This is a genomic window from Dyella sp. OK584 (genome assembly GCF_057787755.1).
Genome location: NZ_CM173542.1, coordinates 3,514,617 through 3,533,640, shown reverse-complemented (window position 1 = coordinate 3,533,640; position 19,024 = coordinate 3,514,617). Strand labels below are relative to the sequence as shown.

Here is a 19,024-nt window from a genome sequence, read left to right as displayed (position 1 = left end):
AATGTCCGATGCTTCGCTCCTGCAACGATTGACCGAACTCGAAGTGCGGCTCACCTTCATCGACGACACGGTGAATGCCCTGGCGGCTGCGGACGCGGAGCAGGCGATGCGTTTGGTGGCTCTTGAACGGATCATTCGCGATCTTCGTAGCGAGCTGTCCACGATGCGGCTCTCTCAGGGGCACGACCCGCACAGCGAACCGCCGCCGCCGCACTATTGATCGCAACATCACCCATACCCGTACTACGCAAGCGAGTTCCGAACATGGCCGAATCCCTGCGCGATCAACTGCTCAAGACAGGCATCGTCAAACAGGTCCGCGAAGAGAAGCGTCAAACTGCGCCTCAAGGCGGCCCTTCGCCTAAAGGTGGCAAGCCGCCGTTCCAGAAGCACGCTGGAAAGCCTCCGCATCACAAACAGCAGTCGCCGCACAAGGCAACGCAGGGCAAGACCCAGGGCGAGATCGACCTGGCCAAGGCCTACGCGATCCGAGCCCAGACGGAAGCGAACGAGCGCAAGCGGGCTGAGCAGGCGGCGGCCGAAGAAGCGCGTCTGCGCCGCGAGCGCAAGTTGAAGATCCAGCAGTTGCTGGAAGGCAAGACGCTCAACAAGGTGGACGTCGACCATGTGCGGCATTTCGAATACGGCGGAAAGATCCGGCGTGTGCATGTCGATGCCGAGCAACTTGCGGCACTCAATGCCGGCGAGCTGTGTGTGGTGCAGCAGCAAGGTCGTTACCTACTGGTGACGCGCGAGCTCGCCGAGCAGGTGCGTGACATCGATGCGCATCAGTTGGCGTTGCTGGTTGAGCCGGGCAGCACCGGCGTCGGCGAGGATGGTGTACCGGATGACTTGATGTGGTGATCCACACTGCTGGCATCGGGTTACACATAAAAAAACGCCCGGCGAAAGCCGGGCGTTTTCGTTTGGCGTTGCAGCTGACGATCAGGCTTCGGTGTCTTCCGTCTGCGTGGCGCTGACGGGCAGTTCGAAACCCGTCTGGGTGAGCGTGGCGAGATCCCAGCCATTCTTGGGAGAGAACCGTTCGCCATAGCGTTGTGCCAGGCGTTCCAACTTGCCCTTGACGACAGTAGCGCCTTCGGCACGCACGTACTGGATCGGGCCGCCACGGAAAGGCGCGAAGCCGGTACCAAAGATCACGCCAGCGTCGAGCAGGTCGGCATCGTCGACCACGCCGTCGGCGAGGCAGGCCACGGCTTCGTTGACCATGGGCAGGATCATCCGATCCTGCAGGTCGGCCGGGACGACATAGTCCGGATCCACTTCCGGCTTCTGTGGTTTACCGTCCTGCCAGACATAGATGCCCTGGCCGTCCTTCTTACCGCGTTTGCCGGCCGTCAACTTGTCATCCAGCCCGGGCGGCAGCTCCAGTCCGAGGAAGGGCGCCAGCTCCTTGCCCACTGATGCGCAGACATCCAGACCCACCGTGTCGGCCAGTTCTATGGGGCCCATCGGCATACCGAACTTCTTGGCTTCCTTATCCAGCACCGGACCTGGCACACCTTCGCTGTACAGGCGCATCGCTTCGAGCAGATAGGGCATCAGGATGCGGTTGACCAAAAAGCCCGGCGTGCCCTTCACCGCCACCGGGAGTTTGCCGATGGCATTACAGAAGGCGAGGGCGCGCTTCTCCACGTCGGCGTCGAGCTGATCGTGGCGCACCACTTCCACCAGCGGCATCTGTGCCACGGGGTTGAAGAAATGCAGGCCAAGGAATCGCTGTGGCGCCTTCAAACCCACGCGCAGTTCGTCAAGCGGAATGCTGGAGGTATTGGTGGCCAGCAGTTCGTTGGACTGGAACTGCGGTTCGATGCTGGCGTACAGCGCCTTCTTCGCCTCGGTGTTTTCGTAGATCGCCTCAATGGCGAGGTCGGCGGTAGCTACGCCCTTGCCTTCGACATCGGCACGCAGCCGGCGCGTGGTGGCCTCCACCTTGTCGGCTGTCTTCAGCTTCTTCTCGTAGAGTTGGCGCGCGCGATCCAGTGCGGGCTGGATGTACTTCATCTCGCGGTCCTGCAGGGTCACTTCGAAACCCTTGAAGGCCGCCCACGCCGCGATGTCGCCGCCCATCACACCGGCGCCCACCACGTGCACGTGCTTGATGCCGTGCTCGATGCCGCTGCCTTGGCCCTTCAGGCGTTCCTGCAGGAAGAAGATGCGGATCAGGTTCTGGGCGGTGGAAGTCTCCGCCAGCTTCGCTACCGAGCGCGCCTCCAGCTTCAGTCGCTGCTGGATGCTGGAGCCGCCGCGCTTCCACACGTCGATCAGGGCGAAAGGCGCGGGGTAGTGTTCCTTGCGCACCTTGGCGGCGGTCTGCTTGATCACCATCGGGGCCAGGATCTGCCGGGCCAGCCAGGTGTTGGTGGCCCAGGCACTGGCGCGCAACGCGAATGGTCGCGCATGTGGGCGACGCAGCAGTGCGCGCGCTTCCGCCAGTAATTCGGCCGGCGGCGCCAGGCGGTCGACGACGCCCAGGGCCAGCGCCCGCTTGGCCGACAATGCCTTGCCGGTAAGCATGACTGGCAGCGCCTCGGTGGCGCCGATCAGGCGCGGCAGACGGGCGGAGCCACCCCAGCCAGGATGGATACCAAGCATCACCTCGGGGAGCCCGATGCGAGTCTTATCGTCATCGGCGGCAATGCGTTGACGACAGGCCAGGACCAGTTCGGTGCCACCACCCATGCAGGCGCCGTGGACGGCGGCCACCGTGGGGCATGGCAAGCGGGCCAGCGATTCGAACACGCGCTGGCCGTTCTCGATGTTCTCCAGCACGGTGCCGTGCTGGGCGTAAGTCACGAATTCCTTGATATCCGCGCCCACCGCAAAGCCAAAGGGCTTGGCAGAGTGGATCAGCACGCCTGCGGGCTTCTCAATGGCCAAACGCTCGACGATCTGACCCAGCTCGTCCAGAACCTCGCGCGAAATGGCGTTGACATTGCTGCCGGCGCGGTCGAGGGAGAGGGTGACGATGCCGCTGTCATCCAGGCTCGTCTTCCAGTGATTGAAGCGCAATCCTTCGAACATAAGGGTGACAGGGGTGACCGGGAAGCTTCGCACCATACCTTCCCGTAGCGAGGATTGCGAGACAGCTTGGGGCCCTTGGGGGGCAATCATGAAGATCCCGTAAAACCGTGTCCTGTGCGCTATTGCATGAAATACGTCACGGAATCGGGCAAGGCTCGCATCTGACCTATGCGAACGCACCGAGACCACGTAATTTAAGTCGGAATGAGCACCGCTATCGCCCCCCCGGCCGGCCAAGCTGGCGCCGAGATCCTTGAGCGCATCCTGGCTGCGCGCGGCAACTTGGTCGCGCTCGAGGGCGGCGAAGAAGTCGGCTTCATCGGGCAGCTGCGCCCGTTGGTACGGCGAAGCGGGCAGGCGGTCTACCTGTGGAACCCGGAAATCGGGCTGGGCAATCTGCGTGAGGAGCACGTTGGGCTGCCTGGCTCGCAACGGCTCAGTATCGCGTTGCGCTATATGCAGCAGAGCAATCACTTTGGCGTGTACCTGCTGCAGCGTCTGCCGCTGCCCCTGGCGATGGGTGATGCCACTCTGTTGCGACAACTCGCCCGCGCCACGACAGGTCATGTGCGGCGCATCGTTTTGCTCGATCCCCCCGATACGTTGGTTGCGAGCTTTAACGACGTGCTGGTCCGGCTGAGCTGCCAGCCCGAGCCGGCGCAGCGTCCGCGCCTGCGCGACGGCCAGTGGCTGCTCTGACGTGACGGTCTCTGCGGGCATTCTGGTAATAGCCGCGCAGCGGGAGCTGCGCCGGGCGCTGTTCGACACGTTCGATCGCGACGGGCATTTCGTGGTCCATTCGGCTCGCGATGCCACTCATGCGGGCATTCTGCTGGAAGGGCGGGCGGCGCTGGCGTTGATCGTGATGGTGTTCGATGGCGATGGGCGCGAAGCCGTGGCTGGCATCGAAGTGCTTCGTAGCCTGCCCGCCTGTGCCCAGGCACCGCTGATCGCTGTGCTGGATGATGGCGCCGTGCTCAAGCCTACGGTGCTGCCTGCAGGCATGGCCGACTGGCTCTTCGCCTCTCAGATCGAGCATGAACTATTGGCGCGCTGGCAGCGGCTCCAAAGAGCGGTCCCTGCCGTTGCGCAGGGTAATCGGCCAGCGATGAGCGACGGCGACTACCGTTTTGCCTTTGACGAAGTCGACGACGAATGGCTGATCGTTGACCCCGCTCGAAGCCGGATTCTCGAATACAGTCCCGCCGTGGCCAGAAACAGCGGGCTTGGCGATCACGAGTTGCGTGGCCGGCCGCTGCAAGACGTGCTCGCCTTTGCGGAAGTCCAAGCCGAGCAGGTGTTCGCCGAAGGTTCGCGGCGCTGGCATGCCGGCCGTCGACGTTCGGCGCGTGGCGTGGAGAGCGGTCAGGCAAGCGCGCGCGCGATCAGGCACGCGGGCCGCGATGCCGTGGCCCTGGTATTTCGTAGCGATCGTGCGGGTGCACGGGCCGACGTGGCCTTGGCTCTGCTGTCGCGCATGTTCAGCGCTGGCAGCGGCGATGAAGGTATTGCCGAGGCGGCGCGACTGCTCTACGAAGAAATGGGGTTGGATTACGTCGCCGTGTGGTCGGCCCGACCCGATGAGGGTGCGGCTCCGTTGCAGTTGGTGCAGTACTGGCGCGGCGAGGAGCAGCTCTGGCCCGGCCCGCATCTGCAGAGCTCGTTGCGCCTGGTGCTGTCGGGGCAGGCTATGTTGCATCAGGCCGATGCAGCGCGACTCGCCCCGATGGATCCACTGCTCGAACAACTCGGATTGGCAGGGTTTGCCGGATGGCCGCTGCAGGACGAGCGCCGCACGGTACTTGGCGCATTGCTGGTCGGCACTCGTCAACCGTTGCCGGCGCTCGCCATCGTCCAGCCTTTGCTGCGTTGCGCATCGTCCCGTTTCGCGCACGCTCTGGAATTGCGCCACACCCGAGAGCAGGGGCGTGCGGAAGGCCTGCTGGATGCGCTCACTGGGTTGCCTAATCGCCTGCTGTTCAACGACCGTCTGGACACGGTCATCCGCGAGGCCAACCGTACGGGTGAATCGTTCGCTCTGTTGTTCGTGGACCTTGATCGCTTCAAGACCATCAACGACACGCTAGGTCATGCAGTGGGTGACCAGGTACTGCTTACCACTACGCAGCGCCTGCGCGGCACGGTGCGCGCGTCCGATACGGTGGCGCGTTATGCCGGCGATGAGTTTGTGGTGATCTTGCGCCACATCGTCAAGAACGAAGACGTGCTGCGCATCGCCGAGAAAATCGTGCAAGTGATGGGCGCGCCGTTGCGCATCGACGACGGTACCGAGCTGCAGGTCACCGCATCCATCGGCGTGAGCTTCTTCCCTGACGATGCTCCTGATGCGGAAACCCTGCTCAAGCATGCTGACGAAGCCATGTACGCGGCCAAGAGCCTCGGTCGCAACAACTATCAGATCTTCGAGGGCAGCGCCGAGCAATCGCAGCAGCAGAATCTCGCATTGAAGTCAGGTCTTCGCCACGCTGAACACAAGGGCGAGCTGCGCGTGTTCTATCAGCCGCAGGTGGATGCAGAGAGCGAAGACATCGTGGGCATGGAGGCTCTGGTGCGCTGGGAGCACCCGGAGCTTGGTTTCATTGGTCCAGGCTTCTTCATTCCGTTGGCAGAGGAAACCGGCCTTATCGTTTCGATCGGCGAGTGGGTGCTGCGAACCGCATGCCGCCACGCCCAGGAATGGGAGCGTCGTTTCGGCCTGGGTTTGCGCCTGGGCGTGAACCTCTCGGCAGTGCAGCTGATGCAGCCCAACCTGCTTGAGATCGTGGCCTCGGCACTAGATGAAAGCGGGCTGGATGCGAATCTGCTGGAAATGGAAGTGACCGAGAGCATCAGCATCAAGGCCGCGCCCAATCTGGTGGAGAACCTGCAGGGCCTGCACCGCCTGGGTTGCCGTATCGCCATTGACGACTTCGGTACGGGTGCCGCCTCGCTGGATTACCTGCGCAAGCTACCCGCGGACCGCATCAAGATCGACCAGAGCTTCGTGCGTAATATCGGTGTCGATCCGGATGACGAGGCCATCGTCCGCGCCACCATCGAAATGGCACACCGCCTCAAGCGCGGCGTGGTCGCGGAAGGCGTGGAAACCGAACAGCACATGCAGTTCCTGCGCGCCAATCATTGCGATGAGCTGCAGGGCTTCCTGTTTTGTCGCCCCTTGCCTCAGCCAGCCTTTGAGAAACTCTTGCTGGAGCGCCAGCGCCTGCTGGCTGGCGTCAGCGGCACTGCCGCCTGACTTGCGCGGCTCGTCCCAAACCCCATATCGGAAATGAGGTCGGGTGCCTGATGTGCCCGATGGACGCGGCTGCGGGGGGAGTTATTCGCGAATGATGCCGGTGCGCTTCTTGTGCATCTGTGCGTTCCCATCAGGGCGACCCCAATTTGGCGTCGCCCCCATTGGGGCTTGGTAAACGTACGCCGGCATGCTGAACTAGGACGCGTTGTGCTTGTCTGAGCAACTCGCTCCCATTCCTTAGGCATCCCGAGGCGCGTGGCAATATCGACGAAGGAGATGGCCCGGATGGGCGAAAATGAACTGGACAGCGCGCTAGTCGAGCGCGTCCAACAAGGGGACAAGCGGGCTTTTGACCTGTTGGTGCGCAAGTACCAGCACAAGGTCATCGGGCTGGTTTCGCGCTATGTGAAGAACTACAGCGAAAGCGAGGACATCGCTCAGGAGGCATTCATCCGCGCCTGGCGTGCCATCGGTTCGTTTCGTGGCGAGAGTGCTTTCTATACTTGGCTGTACAAGATTGCCGTCAACACGGCCAAGAACCATCTGGTCGCCATGGGGCGCCGCCCACCAACAGACGACATCGCCATCGACGATGCCGCTTTTGTGCCCGGTGCAGACCGCATGCAGGAGACCGCCACACCTGAGCGCGAGCTGATGCGGCAAGAAATTGAACAAACCGTATTTTCCACTGTCCAATCGCTGCCCGAGGAATTGCGGACTGCGATTACCCTGCGTGAGGTGGATGGCTTGAGTTACGAGGAAATCGCCGAAGCGATGGGTTGTCCGATCGGTACGGTACGTTCACGTATCTTTCGGGCACGCGAAGCTATCGATGAAAAACTGCGGCCACTGCTGTCCGACCGCGAGGACAAAACCCCATGACTGAAAACCAACGCGAAAACCTTTCTGCCGGCATGGATGGTCAGCTGTCGAAGGAGGAGCTGCGCTTCCTCCTGCGGCGAATCGACCACGATGCCACGCTGCAGCAGGCGTGGTCGCGCTACCACGTGGCGCGTGATGGCTTGCTCCGCCAGCTTCCCCCGCTGGCTTCGCAGGGCTTCGCGGCCCGCGTCATGGAGGCGATCGAGCAGGAAAGCGTTGTGGTGCACGGCAAGCGTCGGCATTGGTTGCACTGGTCCGCCGGTGGCGCCATTGCCGCCAGTGTGGCGGTGGCTGCCCTGATGGTCGCGCAGCCGGCTGGCCAGGCAGATCACCTCTCGCCGCAGGTGGCTTCCGCTCCATCGAAAGCGACAGGTATAGACAGTGGCGCGCAGGTGGCGCGTTCAGAGGCACCGGTTGTGGCGCCGCCGTGGGTCAATGCTTATGCCGATTCGCCTTATAAGTTGAGCCAACAGGCTTCGGCAACGCTTGAAGGCGACAACAGCACGCTGCTTTATTCGCGCAATAGTCTGTCGCCGTATCGCGTGGGGCGTTATCCCGGCAGCAATGGTGATGGCCGCTATTTGTTGCTGATTCATCCCGATCAGGCGCAGCAGCCTTCGGCGCAGGCGCCTACTAGCGCCCAATGATGCATGGCCGTGTGTTCGTTGCCGCGGCCTCGCCCTTTCCAGACACCGCATGTCCATGCCAACCCGTCCACCGGGTCGGTAGGGCGTGCGCGTGAAACACCACGGAGGAATCGATGAAACGATTTGCCCTGCGCACGCTGTCGTACGGAGTCCTGCTGAGTCTGGCCCTGGCTGGTGCCGTGCAGGCTCAGAGCGCCACGCCTGCCGTATCGAGCCTGCCCGACTTCACGGGCATCGTGCAGAAGAATGCACCGGCAGTCGTGCATGTTGAAGCCAAGTACGGCGGGAAGAAGATGGCCAAGGGCCGCGCCGGCGCACGCGGCGTGCCGGACATGCCCGATGACGATGATCCGCAAATGGAGATGTTTCGGCGCTTCTTCGGCATGCCGACGGTGCCTTCGCCCGAGGAACAGCAGCGCACTTCACTGGGTTCGGGTTTCGTCATCTCTGGCGACGGCTACATTCTCACCAACAGTCACGTCGTGGAGGGTGCAGACACGGTGACCGTACGCCTGCAGGATCACCGTACCCTCACCGCCAAGGTGGTGGGCAGTGATCCGCAATACGACATTGCCCTGCTCAAGGTCGATGCCAAGGGCAATCTGCCCGCGGTGAGCATTGGCGATTCGCGCGCGCTCAAGGCGGGTCAGTGGGTGCTGGCCATTGGTTCGCCGTTCGGTTTCGACTACACGGTGACGCAGGGCATCGTTAGCGCTGTCGGCCGCAACCTGGGCAGTCAGGATCAGCCTTATACCTCTTTCATCCAGACTGACGTGCCGATCAATCGCGGCAATTCCGGCGGTCCGCTATTCGACCTGCAGGGCCGCGTGGTCGGCGTGAATTCGCAGATCTATTCCAATACCGGCGGCTACCAGGGCGTCGCGTTTTCCATTCCGATCGATGTGGCCATGAATGTGGTCAAACAGATCAAGGAGAAGGGTTACGTCTCCCGTGGCCAGCTCGGCGTCATCGTTCAGCCGATCAGCGACGACATGGTCAAGGCGTTCAAGCTGGACAACGCCTCGGGCGCGGCGGTGACCCAGGTGACGCCGGGCAGTGCTGCCGAAAAGGCTGGCTTGCGTCCGGGCGACGTGATCCTTGCCTACAACGGTCAGAGCATCAACCAGAGTGCTGATTTGCCACCGCTGGTAGGACAAACCACGCCTGGCAGCAAGGCCGCTGTGCAGATCTTGCGCGATGGCAAGAAGCAGGACGTCAACGTCACCGTCGGTGAAATGCCTCGCGACAAGAACGCGGTGCTAGCCTCCGCCAACATGGACAAGCCCGCTGCCCACGTCGGCGCCAGCGCACTTGGACTCTCCGTGCAGGACTTGGATAGCGATTCCCGTCAGCAGATGGGACTCAAGACCGGCGAGGGCGTCGGCGTCAGCAATGTCACCGGTCCGGTGGCTGCTCGCGCTGGCCTGCAGCCGGGGGATGTGATCCTGATGGTCAATCAGAAAAAGGTTGGCAGCGCCGCCGCATTCCGTGAAGCAACCAAGGAAGCCAAGCCGGGTGACACGGTGCTGCTGCTGGTCCGTCATGGTGACCAGAGCGGCTTCATTGGGTTGACGGTGCCAGGTAGCAAGGACGAATAAGGGCCGCGACGGCGACTGAAGGGTGATGGGCCCCGGCAAAAGCCGGGGTTTGCCGGCCAGGGTGGTTTGGTGCCGGCGCATCCCCGGCCGGCACCGGTTCCATGCGATAATGCTGGGTTCGTATCACCAGCCCGGTGATACGCTGCCTGCGCGCCGCGCAAGGTAGTGAACGCAACCAGCGTGCTCCATGGAACTGATCCGAAACTTCTCCATCATCGCCCACATCGATCACGGCAAATCGACACTTGCCGACCGCATCATCCAGATCTGCGGTGGTCTGACCGAGCGCGAGATGGAGGCGCAGGTGCTCGACAACAATCCGATCGAGCGCGAGCGCGGCATCACCATCAAGGCGCAGTCGGTGTCGCTGCCGTACACGGCGCGCAACGGCAAAACCTACCAGCTCAACTTCATCGACACCCCAGGTCACGTCGACTTCTCCTATGAGGTCAGTCGTTCGCTGGCCGCGTGCGAGGGTGCGCTGCTGGTGGTGGATGCCGCTCAGGGCGTGGAGGCGCAATCCGTCGCCAACTGCTACACGGCGGTGGAGATGGGCCTGGAAGTCGTGCCGGTGCTCAACAAGATCGACCTGCCCACCGCCGATCCGGAAAAGGTGAAGGGCGAGATCGAGGCCGTCATTGGTATCGATGCAGACGACGCGGTAGCCGTCAGCGCCAAGACCGGCCAGAACGTGGTCGAAGTGCTGGAAGCGATCGTGGCGCGCATCCCGCCGCCGCAGCCGGGCGACACTGATCGACTGCAGGCGCTGATCATTGACTCGTGGTTCGACAACTATCTGGGCGTGGTATCGCTGGTACGCGTGATGCAGGGCGACATCCGTCCGGGCGACAAACTGCTGGTGATGTCCACCGGTCGCGCTCACGAAGTGGGCGAGGTCGGCGTATTCACGCCCAAGCGCAAGAAGCTGGAAAAACTCTCATCGGGCGAGGTGGGCTGGCTCACTGCGTCGATCAAGGATGTGCATGGCGCCCCGGTCGGCGACACCCTGACTCAGGCAGGCAAGCCTGCTGACAAGCCGTTGCCAGGTTTCCAGACCATGCAGCCGCGCGTGTTCGCCGGCTTGTTCCCGGTTTCGGCGGACGACTATCCGGCTCTGCGCGAAGCTCTCGACAAGCTGCGCCTCAACGATGCGGCGATGTTCTTCGAGCCGGAAAGCTCCGAGGCGATGGGCTTTGGTTTCCGTTGCGGCTTCCTGGGCTTGCTGCACATGGAAATCGTGCAGGAACGCCTGGAGCGCGAATACGACTTGGATCTGGTCACCACGGCACCGACGGTGGTGTACGAAATCCTCAAGAGCGACGGCTCGGTGATGTTGCTGGACAACCCGGCCAAGCTGCCGGCGGCGCATCTGATCGAAGAGATCCGGGAGCCGATCATCGTCGCCAATATCCTTACGCCGCCAGATTACATCGGCAACGTCATCACGTTATGCGAAGAGAAGCGCGGCGTGCAGCGTTCCATCCAGTATCTGGCTACCCAGGTGCAGATCAGCTACGAGATCCCACTGGCCGAAGTGGTGCTGGATTTCTTCGACCGTTTGAAGTCGGTCTCGCGTGGCTACGCTTCGATGGACTACCACTTCGAGCGCTTCGAAGCCGGTCCGTTCGTGCGCGTGGACGTGCTGATCAACGGTGACCGTGTGGATGCATTGAGCCTCATCCTGCATCGCGTTCATGCCGAGCGTCGTGGCCGTGATCTGGTCGAGCGCATGAAGGAGCTGATTCCGCGGCAGCAATTCGATGTGGCCATCCAGGCGGCGATCGGCGCGCAAGTCGTCGCGCGCTCCACGGTGAAAGCCCTGCGCAAGAACGTTTTGGCCAAGTGTTATGGCGGCGACGTCAGCCGTAAGAAGAAGCTGCTGGAGAAGCAGAAGGAAGGCAAGAAGCGCATGAAGATGGTCGGCCGTGTGGAAATCCCACAGGAAGCCTTCCTTGCCGTATTGAAGGTGGACAAATAATAAACCTGCGGATTCGGCGTTCCCCACGCCGAGCAACCTTGGAGTAGGGCATGGATTTCGATTTCTCGGCGATTCTGCTTGGCCTCACCGTCGCGTTCGGCGTGGTGTGGGGTCTGGACCGCCTGTTCTTCTACAAGCAGCGCAAGGCCAAGGCCGAAGCGGCTGGCGCCGAGATACGCGAGCCGGTGCTGGTGGACTGGTCGCGCTCGCTGTTTCCGGTGGTATTGGTCGTGCTGCTGCTGCGTTCGTTCGTGGCCGAGCCGTTCCGCATTCCTTCCGGCTCGATGATGCCGACGCTGGACGTCGGTGATTTCATCCTGGTAAACAAATTCTCTTATGGCCTGCGCATGCCGGCCTTCAACAACAAATTTCTGAGCCTCGGTGAACCCAAGCGAGGCGACGTAGTGGTGTTCCGCTTCCCGGGTTACCTGTGCGAGGACGGCGGCAAGCTGGTGCGCAGTGGCGATCAAAGCTGTTCCGATCCGCATGCGCCGGTGCCAAGTCAGAACTGGATCAAGCGCATCATCGGCATGCCGGGCGATCGCGTGGAGATGCGCGGCGACCAGTTGCTGGTCAATGGCGAGCCGGTGTCGGCTGATCTGGTTGGCCCCTACGAGGGCGACCCCAAGCGCCCGGAGTCGCGCTTGATGCTGGAAATGGGTGCAACTTTGTGGAACGAGCACTTGCCGAATGGCCAGGGCGGCGTGGTCAATCATCTGACTGCCCGCATGCCCAACTACGCCATCCCGCCGCCGCTACCCAACGCACGAGTGCCCTTGGTGGTGCCTCAGGGCTGCTACCTGGCCATGGGCGATAACCGGTACAACAGCACCGACAGCCGCTGGTGGGGCTGCTTGCCGGAGCAGAACCTGGCCGGCAAGGCGTTTCTGATCTGGCTGAGCTGGACCGGCTCGGGCGTGGCCTTCCATCGCATGGGCACGGTCATACATTGAAAAAGCGTGACCGTCGTTGACCGAATATCGGTGACGGCCACGGTCAGTTGCGGCAACAATGAGCGCGCGGCCCTGACCGCCGGAACACGCCGGCGGCTGGTGCCCATAGGCTGGATATCGCCGCACGGCGGCATAGCGAGGGGACTATGAAATCGAAGCAGTCGGGCATCACTCTTATCGGGTTCTTGTTCGTGTTGGTCATTGCGGCTTTCTTCGGCTATATGGCCATGAAATTGGTACCGGCCTATGCCGAGTTCATGGGCGTCAACAAGGCCATGAACCAGGTGGCCAGCAGCGGCGTGGAAGGCAAGACGCTGGATGACCTCCGCCGCGACCTCATGTTCAAGATGAACTTTCAGTACGTGGATGACGCCACCATCAAGCCCAAGGACATCACGATCAAGCGCTCTGCCAACGCTGCGCAGCTGAATATCAGCTACGACAAGCGCGTCCCGTTTTTGTACAACATCGACTTCCTGCTGCATTTCGAGAAGAGTGTCGCGCTGCAGGGCAATATCGGTGGATAAGCACAGGCTTACGATTTGACCAAGCTGGCATACCGCTTCCGTGACTCGGCACTCGCGCAGCTCGCGCTGACTCATCGCAGCGCGGGCAAGCCAAACAACGAGCGGCTGGAGTTCCTCGGCGACGCACTCCTGGGTGTACTAGTCGCCGAGCTGCTTTACGAAGCTCACCCGAACGCAAGCGAAGGTGAGCTTTCACGTCTGCGTGCCCAGCTGGTCAATGGCCAGGCGCTGGCGGTCATTGCCCGAGAGTTGGAGCTGGGTGACGAGCTGAAGCTGGGCTCCGGTGAGCTCAAGAGCGGTGGCTTCCGCCGGGACTCCATCCTGGCTGATGCTTTTGAGGCACTGGTTGCGGCGGTTTACCTCGACGCCGGGTTTGGCGAATGCCGCAGCGTCGTGCGTGCGCTGTTCGAGCCGCTGGTCGCAGCCATCCCGCGGTCGTCCAAGGATGCCAAGACGCGCCTTCAGGAGCTTGTACAGGCGCGAGGCTGGCCTTTGCCGCAGTACGACCTGATCGACAGCCACGGCGAAGATCACGCCAAGACGTTTGACGTTGCTTGCCAGATCACCGAGCCCGCCCCAATCCGGGCCGAGGGGCGCGGTAATAGCCGTCGGGCGGCCGAACAGGACGCCGCGGAGACGGTGCTAAGCCAATTGCAGGAACTGCAGGGCTGATGGTATCGCCGGCCTGGCCGGCCTCGTTGACCGCTTGATCCGGATGACCGGGTCATCACGATGGCGTTATCACTGAGCGCCATCAAAGACATACACTTCCCCTTGTTCCCCGCTCGAGCTGCCCGCGGATGCCGGCCTGCCATGGGGAAAACCGAACAGGCTTTGACCATGAACGACAATGACGATCTCGACCTCGGCGCCCCTGCCGAGCTTCCTCACGACGATTTCCGCTGCGGCACCGTGGCGCTGGCAGGTCGGCCCAACGTGGGCAAGTCGACCTTGCTGAACGCGCTGATCGGCTTTCGCCTGTCGATCGTCAGTCCGCGACCGCAGACCACGCGCCACCGCATCCTGGGTATTGCCACCAGCGAAGCCGGCCAGATCATGTATGTCGATACGCCGGGCCTGCATCGGGGGGCCAAGCGTGCGATGAACCGCAGCCTCAATCGCGCCGCGCGCTCAGCGATCAGCGAGGTCGATGTGGTTGTGCAAGTGATCGAGGCCGGCCGTTGGACGGATGAGGACGAGGCGCTCTATGAGGCCCTGGTCGAGCAGAAAGTGCCGCGCCTGCTGGTCATCAACAAGGTGGATCTCGCCAAGGAGAAGGCGACCATGCTGCCGTTCGTGGCGGATCTGATGACGCGCCACCATTTCGACGACGTGTACTACGTCAGCGCGCTCAAGCAAAATGGCCTGAAGGAGCTGGAGCTGGGCATCCTCAAGCGCCTTCCGGTGCAGCCGCCGGTATACGGTGAGGACGAGGTCACCGATCGCAGCGAGCGCTTCCTTGCCGCCGAGATGGTGCGCGAACAGCTGATGCTGCGCCTGGACCAGGAACTGCCGTACGCCACCACGGTGGAGATCGAACAGTTCCAGGATCGCCCCGACGGCGTGGCCGAGATTCATGCCGTGATTTGGGTCGAACGCGATGGTCAGAAGGCCATCGTGATCGGCAATGGCGGTGCTCAGCTAAAGGTCATCGGCAGCGCCGCGCGACGTCATATGGAGCGTACCTTCGAGCGCAAAGTGTTCCTGCGCCTGTGGGTGAAGGTGCGTGAGGGTTGGGTCGATGACGAGACCATGCTGAAGAAATTCGGTTATACGGATTAAGCATCGGCAACAAGGAGGCGTGGCCGTTGCCGGCGCAACTTGAACCGACTTCGTTCTCCGACCAAAGTCTCTCATGCGCATTGAGCAGCAACCGGCCTATGTCCTCCATTCGCGGCCCTACCGCGAGACGTCGATGTTGCTCGAATGCCTGACCCGCGATCATGGCCGCATTGGCGTGGTTGCGCGCGGCGTACGGCGTGAGCGTGCCCGCCTGCAGCGAGCTCAGCTGGAACCTTTCCAGTCACTGGCACTGGATCTGCTGTTTCGCGGCGAACTTGCCACCCTGCTGGGCGCGGAGGGCATGGGGACGCCGCAGCGCCTCGTGGGCGACGCCGGGTTGGCGGGCCTTTACCTCAATGAACTGGTGGTCCGCCTGACCGGTCGCCAGGATCCGCAGCCTGAGCTGTTCGAGGCCTATGCGCGGACGTTGCCGAGATTGGCGGGGCCGGAATCCATGGCCTGGAGCCTGCGGCGCTTTGAGCGCGACCTGCTCGAGGCCATTGGCTATGCACTACAGCTGCAGTTTGAGGCTGAGTCCGGCGAGCCAGTAGATGCGGGTCAGCTCTATCGCTACCAGGTCGAACTAGGTCCATCGCCGTGCCGGCCGGGTACGGCGCACGCGCTTCGCGGTAGTGATCTGCTTGCGCTTGCGCAGGACCGCATGCCTGACGTCGCCGGCTTGTCGGCATTGCGGACCATGATGCGCGAAGTAATCCGCTTCCATCTCGGTGGTGGAGAACTGCATGCATGGCATGTGCTGGGCGCGGCGATGTCGCGGCGCTGAGTGGCCCCTGCGTTTGAACGGCGCGACGAATTTAATCACTCCGCTCCAGCAGCGTGCCTGACAGGCGCAGACGCTTCAGGTCGAATGCATTTCCAGCGCCTCGATGGTGGCCAGCAGCGCTCTGCTAAAACGCTTTAGCGGTGCCAGTGAGCCTGAGTGACCCAGCTTGAGGTGACGCTGCAGCGAGGTAGCCTGCGCGGCCAACGCTGTCGCACCGCAAAAGCCGCAGGACGAGCGCAGGCGGTGCAGCCTTCCAGCAAAGGCTTCAGGGTCATCGCGCAGCACATCCAGGTCCTGGTAGAGGCCAGCCAGTTCGGCCCGCAGCAGCGTGCGCATGGCTTTCACCACATCGGCGTCGCCCATGGTCGCAACGGCCTGGGCGTCGTCGAGCAGCGGCATGGCCGAGGCGCCGGCCTGTACGAGCGCAAGAATGCGCCGCAGGTCTGCCAGGTTGCAGGGCTTCTGCAGCACCTCGCTGAATTCGGCCGACAGCAGGCGCTGTCGTTCCGTCGCGTCCATCTCGGCGCTGGTGGCTACGGCGGTGCAGTCGCTGGAGCGGGCTGCCGGATCATGGCGCAGGGTGGCCAGCACTTCTTCCGCGCCGGCGCCTGGCATGCGGCAATCCAGCAGCAACAGGTCGAAGGCCTCTTCGTGAGCCAGGGCGATGGCAGCAGGGCCGTCATCGCAGGCCTGTGCCTCCAGGCCAAGGCTGCGCAAGGCTTCGACCAGGAAAAGGCGGCTGGTGGGGTCGTCGTCGGCCACCAGGGCGCGGACGGTTTCGGGGGCGCCGGAGGCGCGCGAAGGGTCGCTGGAAGGCGTGTTGAACATGACTAGTCCGTGTCGTTCAGCTGATTTTGGCAGAATGGCGCGTCATGCGCCCCACATCAAGCCACCTATTGCTCAGTCTCGGCATCCTGTTTTGGGTGGGATGGATGCCGCCTGCGCGAGCGGACGTGGCGATTGGCGCCAAGATCGTGAGCCTGCCCGGCCTGAAGATGCAGGACGCCCAGGCGCGTATCGGAGAGGACGGGCAGGGCGGATTGAAGCTGAGCCTGCGTGCGGTCAAGGCCGAAGTGCCTGCGATGGGCTGGAAGCGGGTGAATGTCGACCTGCAGGGCACCCTGCAGCGCGATACCCACATGCGCTGGCTGTTCGACGGCGCGATGCAGCTGTCAGGTGCGCCAGGCAATGCGCTGGGCAATGCCACCGTGGGGATGGTCGTGGACGAGGCGGCCAACACACTGGAGATCAACATTGCCCAGGGGCAGGCACAAGCCAGCACCGCTTTGCCGCTGGACCAGCCCACCCATGCCCAGATCAGTCTCAAGGGCGTACCTACGGTTTGGCTGCAGGGGCTGTTGAGCACGATATGGGCAGGCCGTGCCACCGCCGGCAAGCTGGACGCCGATATCGCGCTGGATCTGGCAGACAAAGGGATCCAGGCCTCGGGGCAATTCGCGCTCAGCGCGGCCGGGTTCGATACTCCCAGTGGCACGCTGGCTGGCCAAGCCGTCAATGGCAACGGCCGCTTGAACTTCGACAGTACGACCAGTCCTTCGCGCATCGACCTGGATGCAAGCCTGCGGGGTGGCGAGCTGCTGCTAGGCCCCATTTTTGCCCGATTGCCCGATCACCCCGTGCAGCTGAGCCTGTCGGCGGCAACCCAAAACGGCGCGATTGACCTGCCGCGCCTGCGCGTGGCCGATGCCGACGCGCTGCAGTTCGATGGCTCCATGGCCTTCAACGCCAAGGGTGAGTTGCAGAAGCTCAAGCTTGAGCGGTTGCAATCGCGATTCCCGGCGGCCTACCAACGCTACGGCCAGGCTTGGCTGGCCACGCTGGGCATGCGCGATATGCGTATCGACGGTCAGCTCAGCGGCAATCTCGATATTGGAGCGAACGGGTTACGCAGCTTTGCCTTCGACACGGATGGGTTGGATCTGGCCGACGCCGAAGGCCGGCTCGCCGTAAAGGGTCTGCGCGGTGGTCTGGACTGGGCTGTGGATGGCGAACGTCCGGCCACATCGCTGGGCTGGCAGAGCCTGCAGGTGTATCGGATGGCCAACGGTGCCGCGCAGTCGCGCTGGCAGAGCCGCGGCGGTGCGCTGAGCATGCAGCATGCGCTCGAAGTGCCGTTGCTCAACGGTCGCGCGCGCATCGGTGATTTCGAATGGCGACCGGCCGCGGCGAAGGGACGTCGGCTGTCAACGTCGATGACCTTCACCGGCATCGACATGGCCGCGTTTTCGCGTGCCATGGGGTGGCCCGAGTTCCGGGGTACGCTCGGCGGAGCGATTCCCGCGTTGCGTTGGGTCGATGACCGCTTCGAACTGGATGGCGGTCTTTCGGTGAACGTCTTCGATGGCTTCATCGACATCACACAGTTGAGCCTGCAAGGCCCCTTTGGCGCCAGTCCGGTGCTGGCCGCTGACGTGCAGGTGCGGCAGCTTGATCTGGCTGCCATGACCGGCGTGTTCGATTTCGGCAATATCACCGGGCGCATGGACGGCTCGATCGACGACCTGCGCCTGGTCAACTGGAATCCGGTGGCGTTCAAGGCCAACATGCTGGCGGGTAGTGGCGGTCGCATCAGCCAGCGAGCGGTGAACAACCTCACGGCAGTCGGTGGCGGCGGCATGGCGGCAGGACTGCAGGGCGCTGTGCTGAAGCTGTTCAAGACCTTTGGTTACAAGCGCATCGGATTGAACTGCACATTGCAGGCATCCGTCTGCCACATGGGTGGTCTGGACGACAGCGCGGATGGCTACACTATCGTGGAAGGCAGCGGCCTGCCGCATTTGCAGGTCATCGGTCACCAGACGCAGGTGGACTGGCCCACACTGGTGCGACGTCTCAAGACCGCTATCGAAGGCAACGGACCGGAAGTCCACTGAGCACACTCACCTTGCGTGAGCATCCACACCCGAAGGAGTCGAACATGCGCAAGCTCGTCTATGGATTGCTGACCACGTTGCTGGTCGCGCTGGTGGGGTGCGTCACCATCAATGTGTATTTCCCCGAGGCCGCCGCACAGAAGGCTGCCGACCAATTCATTGGCACCGTGTTGGACAGCTCCGCACCCGCGCCGGAACCCAAGAGCGATCAGCCGCCGGCGCCACCCAAGAAGGGCGACCAGCCGGCGGCCATGCTGCTTGATCTGCTGATTCCCGCCGCCTACGCGGCCGATGCACCCAATATCCGCATTCAGACGCCCACCACTGAAGCGATTCATGGACGCATGCAGGAACGTTTCCGCAGCACGCTGGCACCGCTGTTCAGCAGTGGCGCGATTGGTTTCACCCAGGACGGACTGGTCGCGGTGCGTGATGCGGCCAAGGTGCCACTGGACCAGCGCGCTGGCGTGAATGCCGCCGTGGCTGATGAGAATCGTGACCGCAATGCGCTGTATCGCGAGGTGGCCAATGCCAACAATCATCCCGAGTGGGAGGCGCAGATTCGTGGCACCTTCGCCAAGGGCTGGATCGAGAGGGCGCGCGCGGGCTGGTATTATCAAGACCCTTCGGGCGTCTGGAAGCAGAAGTAAGCCGTTCGCCCCATTCAACCTTTTACCT

17 protein-coding genes are annotated in these 19,024 nt (G+C 62.8%); 15 read left to right on the top strand and 2 right to left on the bottom strand.

The window, feature by feature from the left end:
• The first annotated feature begins 1 nt into the window (after window position 1).
• Both AC3CBN_RS15990 and AC3CBN_RS15985 read left to right on the top strand, forming a co-directional pair.
• Entirely contained in the window at window positions 2–220 is a 219-nt protein-coding gene (locus tag AC3CBN_RS15990) for a SlyX family protein (protein WP_488633987.1), read from the top strand.
• Window positions 221–264: 44 nt separating this feature from the next.
• A complete protein-coding gene (locus AC3CBN_RS15985) occupies window positions 265–864 on the top strand; it encodes a DUF2058 domain-containing protein (RefSeq protein WP_488633986.1) in 600 nt (199 codons plus the stop codon).
• An 81-nt stretch (window positions 865–945) separates the two neighbouring features.
• Here AC3CBN_RS15985 and AC3CBN_RS15980 read toward each other — a convergent pair whose 3' ends face one another.
• A complete protein-coding gene (locus tag AC3CBN_RS15980; protein ID WP_488636753.1) occupies window positions 946–3,045 on the bottom strand; it encodes a 3-hydroxyacyl-CoA dehydrogenase NAD-binding domain-containing protein in 2,100 nt (699 codons plus the stop codon).
• Between the two features lie 204 nt (window positions 3,046–3,249).
• Here AC3CBN_RS15980 and AC3CBN_RS15975 point away from each other — a divergent pair, with 204 nt between their 5' ends.
• From AC3CBN_RS15975 to recO, 11 genes are all read left to right on the top strand, one after another.
• Complete coding sequence (locus tag AC3CBN_RS15975; protein ID WP_488633985.1) at window positions 3,250–3,744, top strand: hypothetical protein; 495 nt, start codon at window positions 3,250–3,252, stop codon at window positions 3,742–3,744.
• A gap of 1 nt (window position 3,745) precedes the next feature.
• A complete protein-coding gene (locus tag AC3CBN_RS15970; protein ID WP_488633984.1) occupies window positions 3,746–6,301 on the top strand; it encodes a putative bifunctional diguanylate cyclase/phosphodiesterase in 2,556 nt (851 codons plus the stop codon).
• A 285-nt stretch (window positions 6,302–6,586) separates the two neighbouring features.
• Window positions 6,587–7,183: an RNA polymerase sigma factor RpoE gene (gene rpoE, locus AC3CBN_RS15965; RefSeq protein ID WP_488633983.1), complete on the top strand. Its 597-nt coding sequence runs from the start codon at window positions 6,587–6,589 to the stop codon at window positions 7,181–7,183.
• Window positions 7,180–7,830: a sigma-E factor negative regulatory protein gene (locus AC3CBN_RS15960; protein ID WP_488633982.1), complete on the top strand. Its 651-nt coding sequence runs from the start codon at window positions 7,180–7,182 to the stop codon at window positions 7,828–7,830. The genes rpoE and AC3CBN_RS15960 overlap by 4 nt, the downstream gene beginning before the upstream one ends.
• Window positions 7,831–7,943: 113 nt before the next feature.
• Window positions 7,944–9,428, top strand: coding sequence for a DegQ family serine endoprotease (locus AC3CBN_RS15955; protein ID WP_488633981.1), 1,485 nt, complete (start codon window positions 7,944–7,946; stop codon window positions 9,426–9,428).
• 187 nt (window positions 9,429–9,615) lie between these two features.
• A complete protein-coding gene (gene lepA / locus AC3CBN_RS15950) occupies window positions 9,616–11,406 on the top strand; it encodes a translation elongation factor 4 (RefSeq protein WP_488633980.1) in 1,791 nt (596 codons plus the stop codon).
• 50 nt (window positions 11,407–11,456) lie between these two features.
• Entirely contained in the window at window positions 11,457–12,359 is a 903-nt protein-coding gene (lepB, locus tag AC3CBN_RS15945) for a signal peptidase I (RefSeq protein ID WP_488633979.1), read from the top strand.
• A gap of 146 nt (window positions 12,360–12,505) precedes the next feature.
• Window positions 12,506–12,886: a DUF4845 domain-containing protein gene (locus AC3CBN_RS15940; RefSeq protein ID WP_488633978.1), complete on the top strand. Its 381-nt coding sequence runs from the start codon at window positions 12,506–12,508 to the stop codon at window positions 12,884–12,886.
• Between the two features lie 15 nt (window positions 12,887–12,901).
• Window positions 12,902–13,558: a ribonuclease III gene (gene rnc / locus AC3CBN_RS15935; protein ID WP_488633977.1), complete on the top strand. Its 657-nt coding sequence runs from the start codon at window positions 12,902–12,904 to the stop codon at window positions 13,556–13,558.
• A 168-nt stretch (window positions 13,559–13,726) separates the two neighbouring features.
• Window positions 13,727–14,668: a GTPase Era gene (era, locus tag AC3CBN_RS15930; protein WP_488633976.1), complete on the top strand. Its 942-nt coding sequence runs from the start codon at window positions 13,727–13,729 to the stop codon at window positions 14,666–14,668.
• Window positions 14,669–14,741: 73 nt separating this feature from the next.
• Window positions 14,742–15,452 (top strand): DNA repair protein RecO, encoded by a 711-nt coding sequence (gene recO / locus AC3CBN_RS15925; protein ID WP_488633975.1) that lies wholly within the window; start codon window positions 14,742–14,744, stop codon window positions 15,450–15,452.
• A 75-nt stretch (window positions 15,453–15,527) separates the two neighbouring features.
• Here recO and AC3CBN_RS15920 read toward each other — a convergent pair whose 3' ends face one another.
• A complete protein-coding gene (locus tag AC3CBN_RS15920; protein ID WP_488633974.1) occupies window positions 15,528–16,280 on the bottom strand; it encodes a response regulator in 753 nt (250 codons plus the stop codon).
• Window positions 16,281–16,324: 44 nt separating this feature from the next.
• Here AC3CBN_RS15920 and AC3CBN_RS15915 point away from each other — a divergent pair, with 44 nt between their 5' ends.
• Together AC3CBN_RS15915 and AC3CBN_RS15910 are read left to right on the top strand one after the other, a co-directional pair.
• Window positions 16,325–18,346, top strand: a complete 2,022-nt coding sequence (locus AC3CBN_RS15915) for a hypothetical protein (RefSeq protein ID WP_488633973.1) — start codon at window positions 16,325–16,327, stop codon at window positions 18,344–18,346.
• Window positions 18,347–18,390: 44 nt separating this feature from the next.
• Window positions 18,391–18,996: a YdbL family probable chaperone protein gene (locus AC3CBN_RS15910; protein ID WP_488633972.1), complete on the top strand. Its 606-nt coding sequence runs from the start codon at window positions 18,391–18,393 to the stop codon at window positions 18,994–18,996.
• Window positions 18,997–19,024 lie beyond the last annotated feature (28 nt).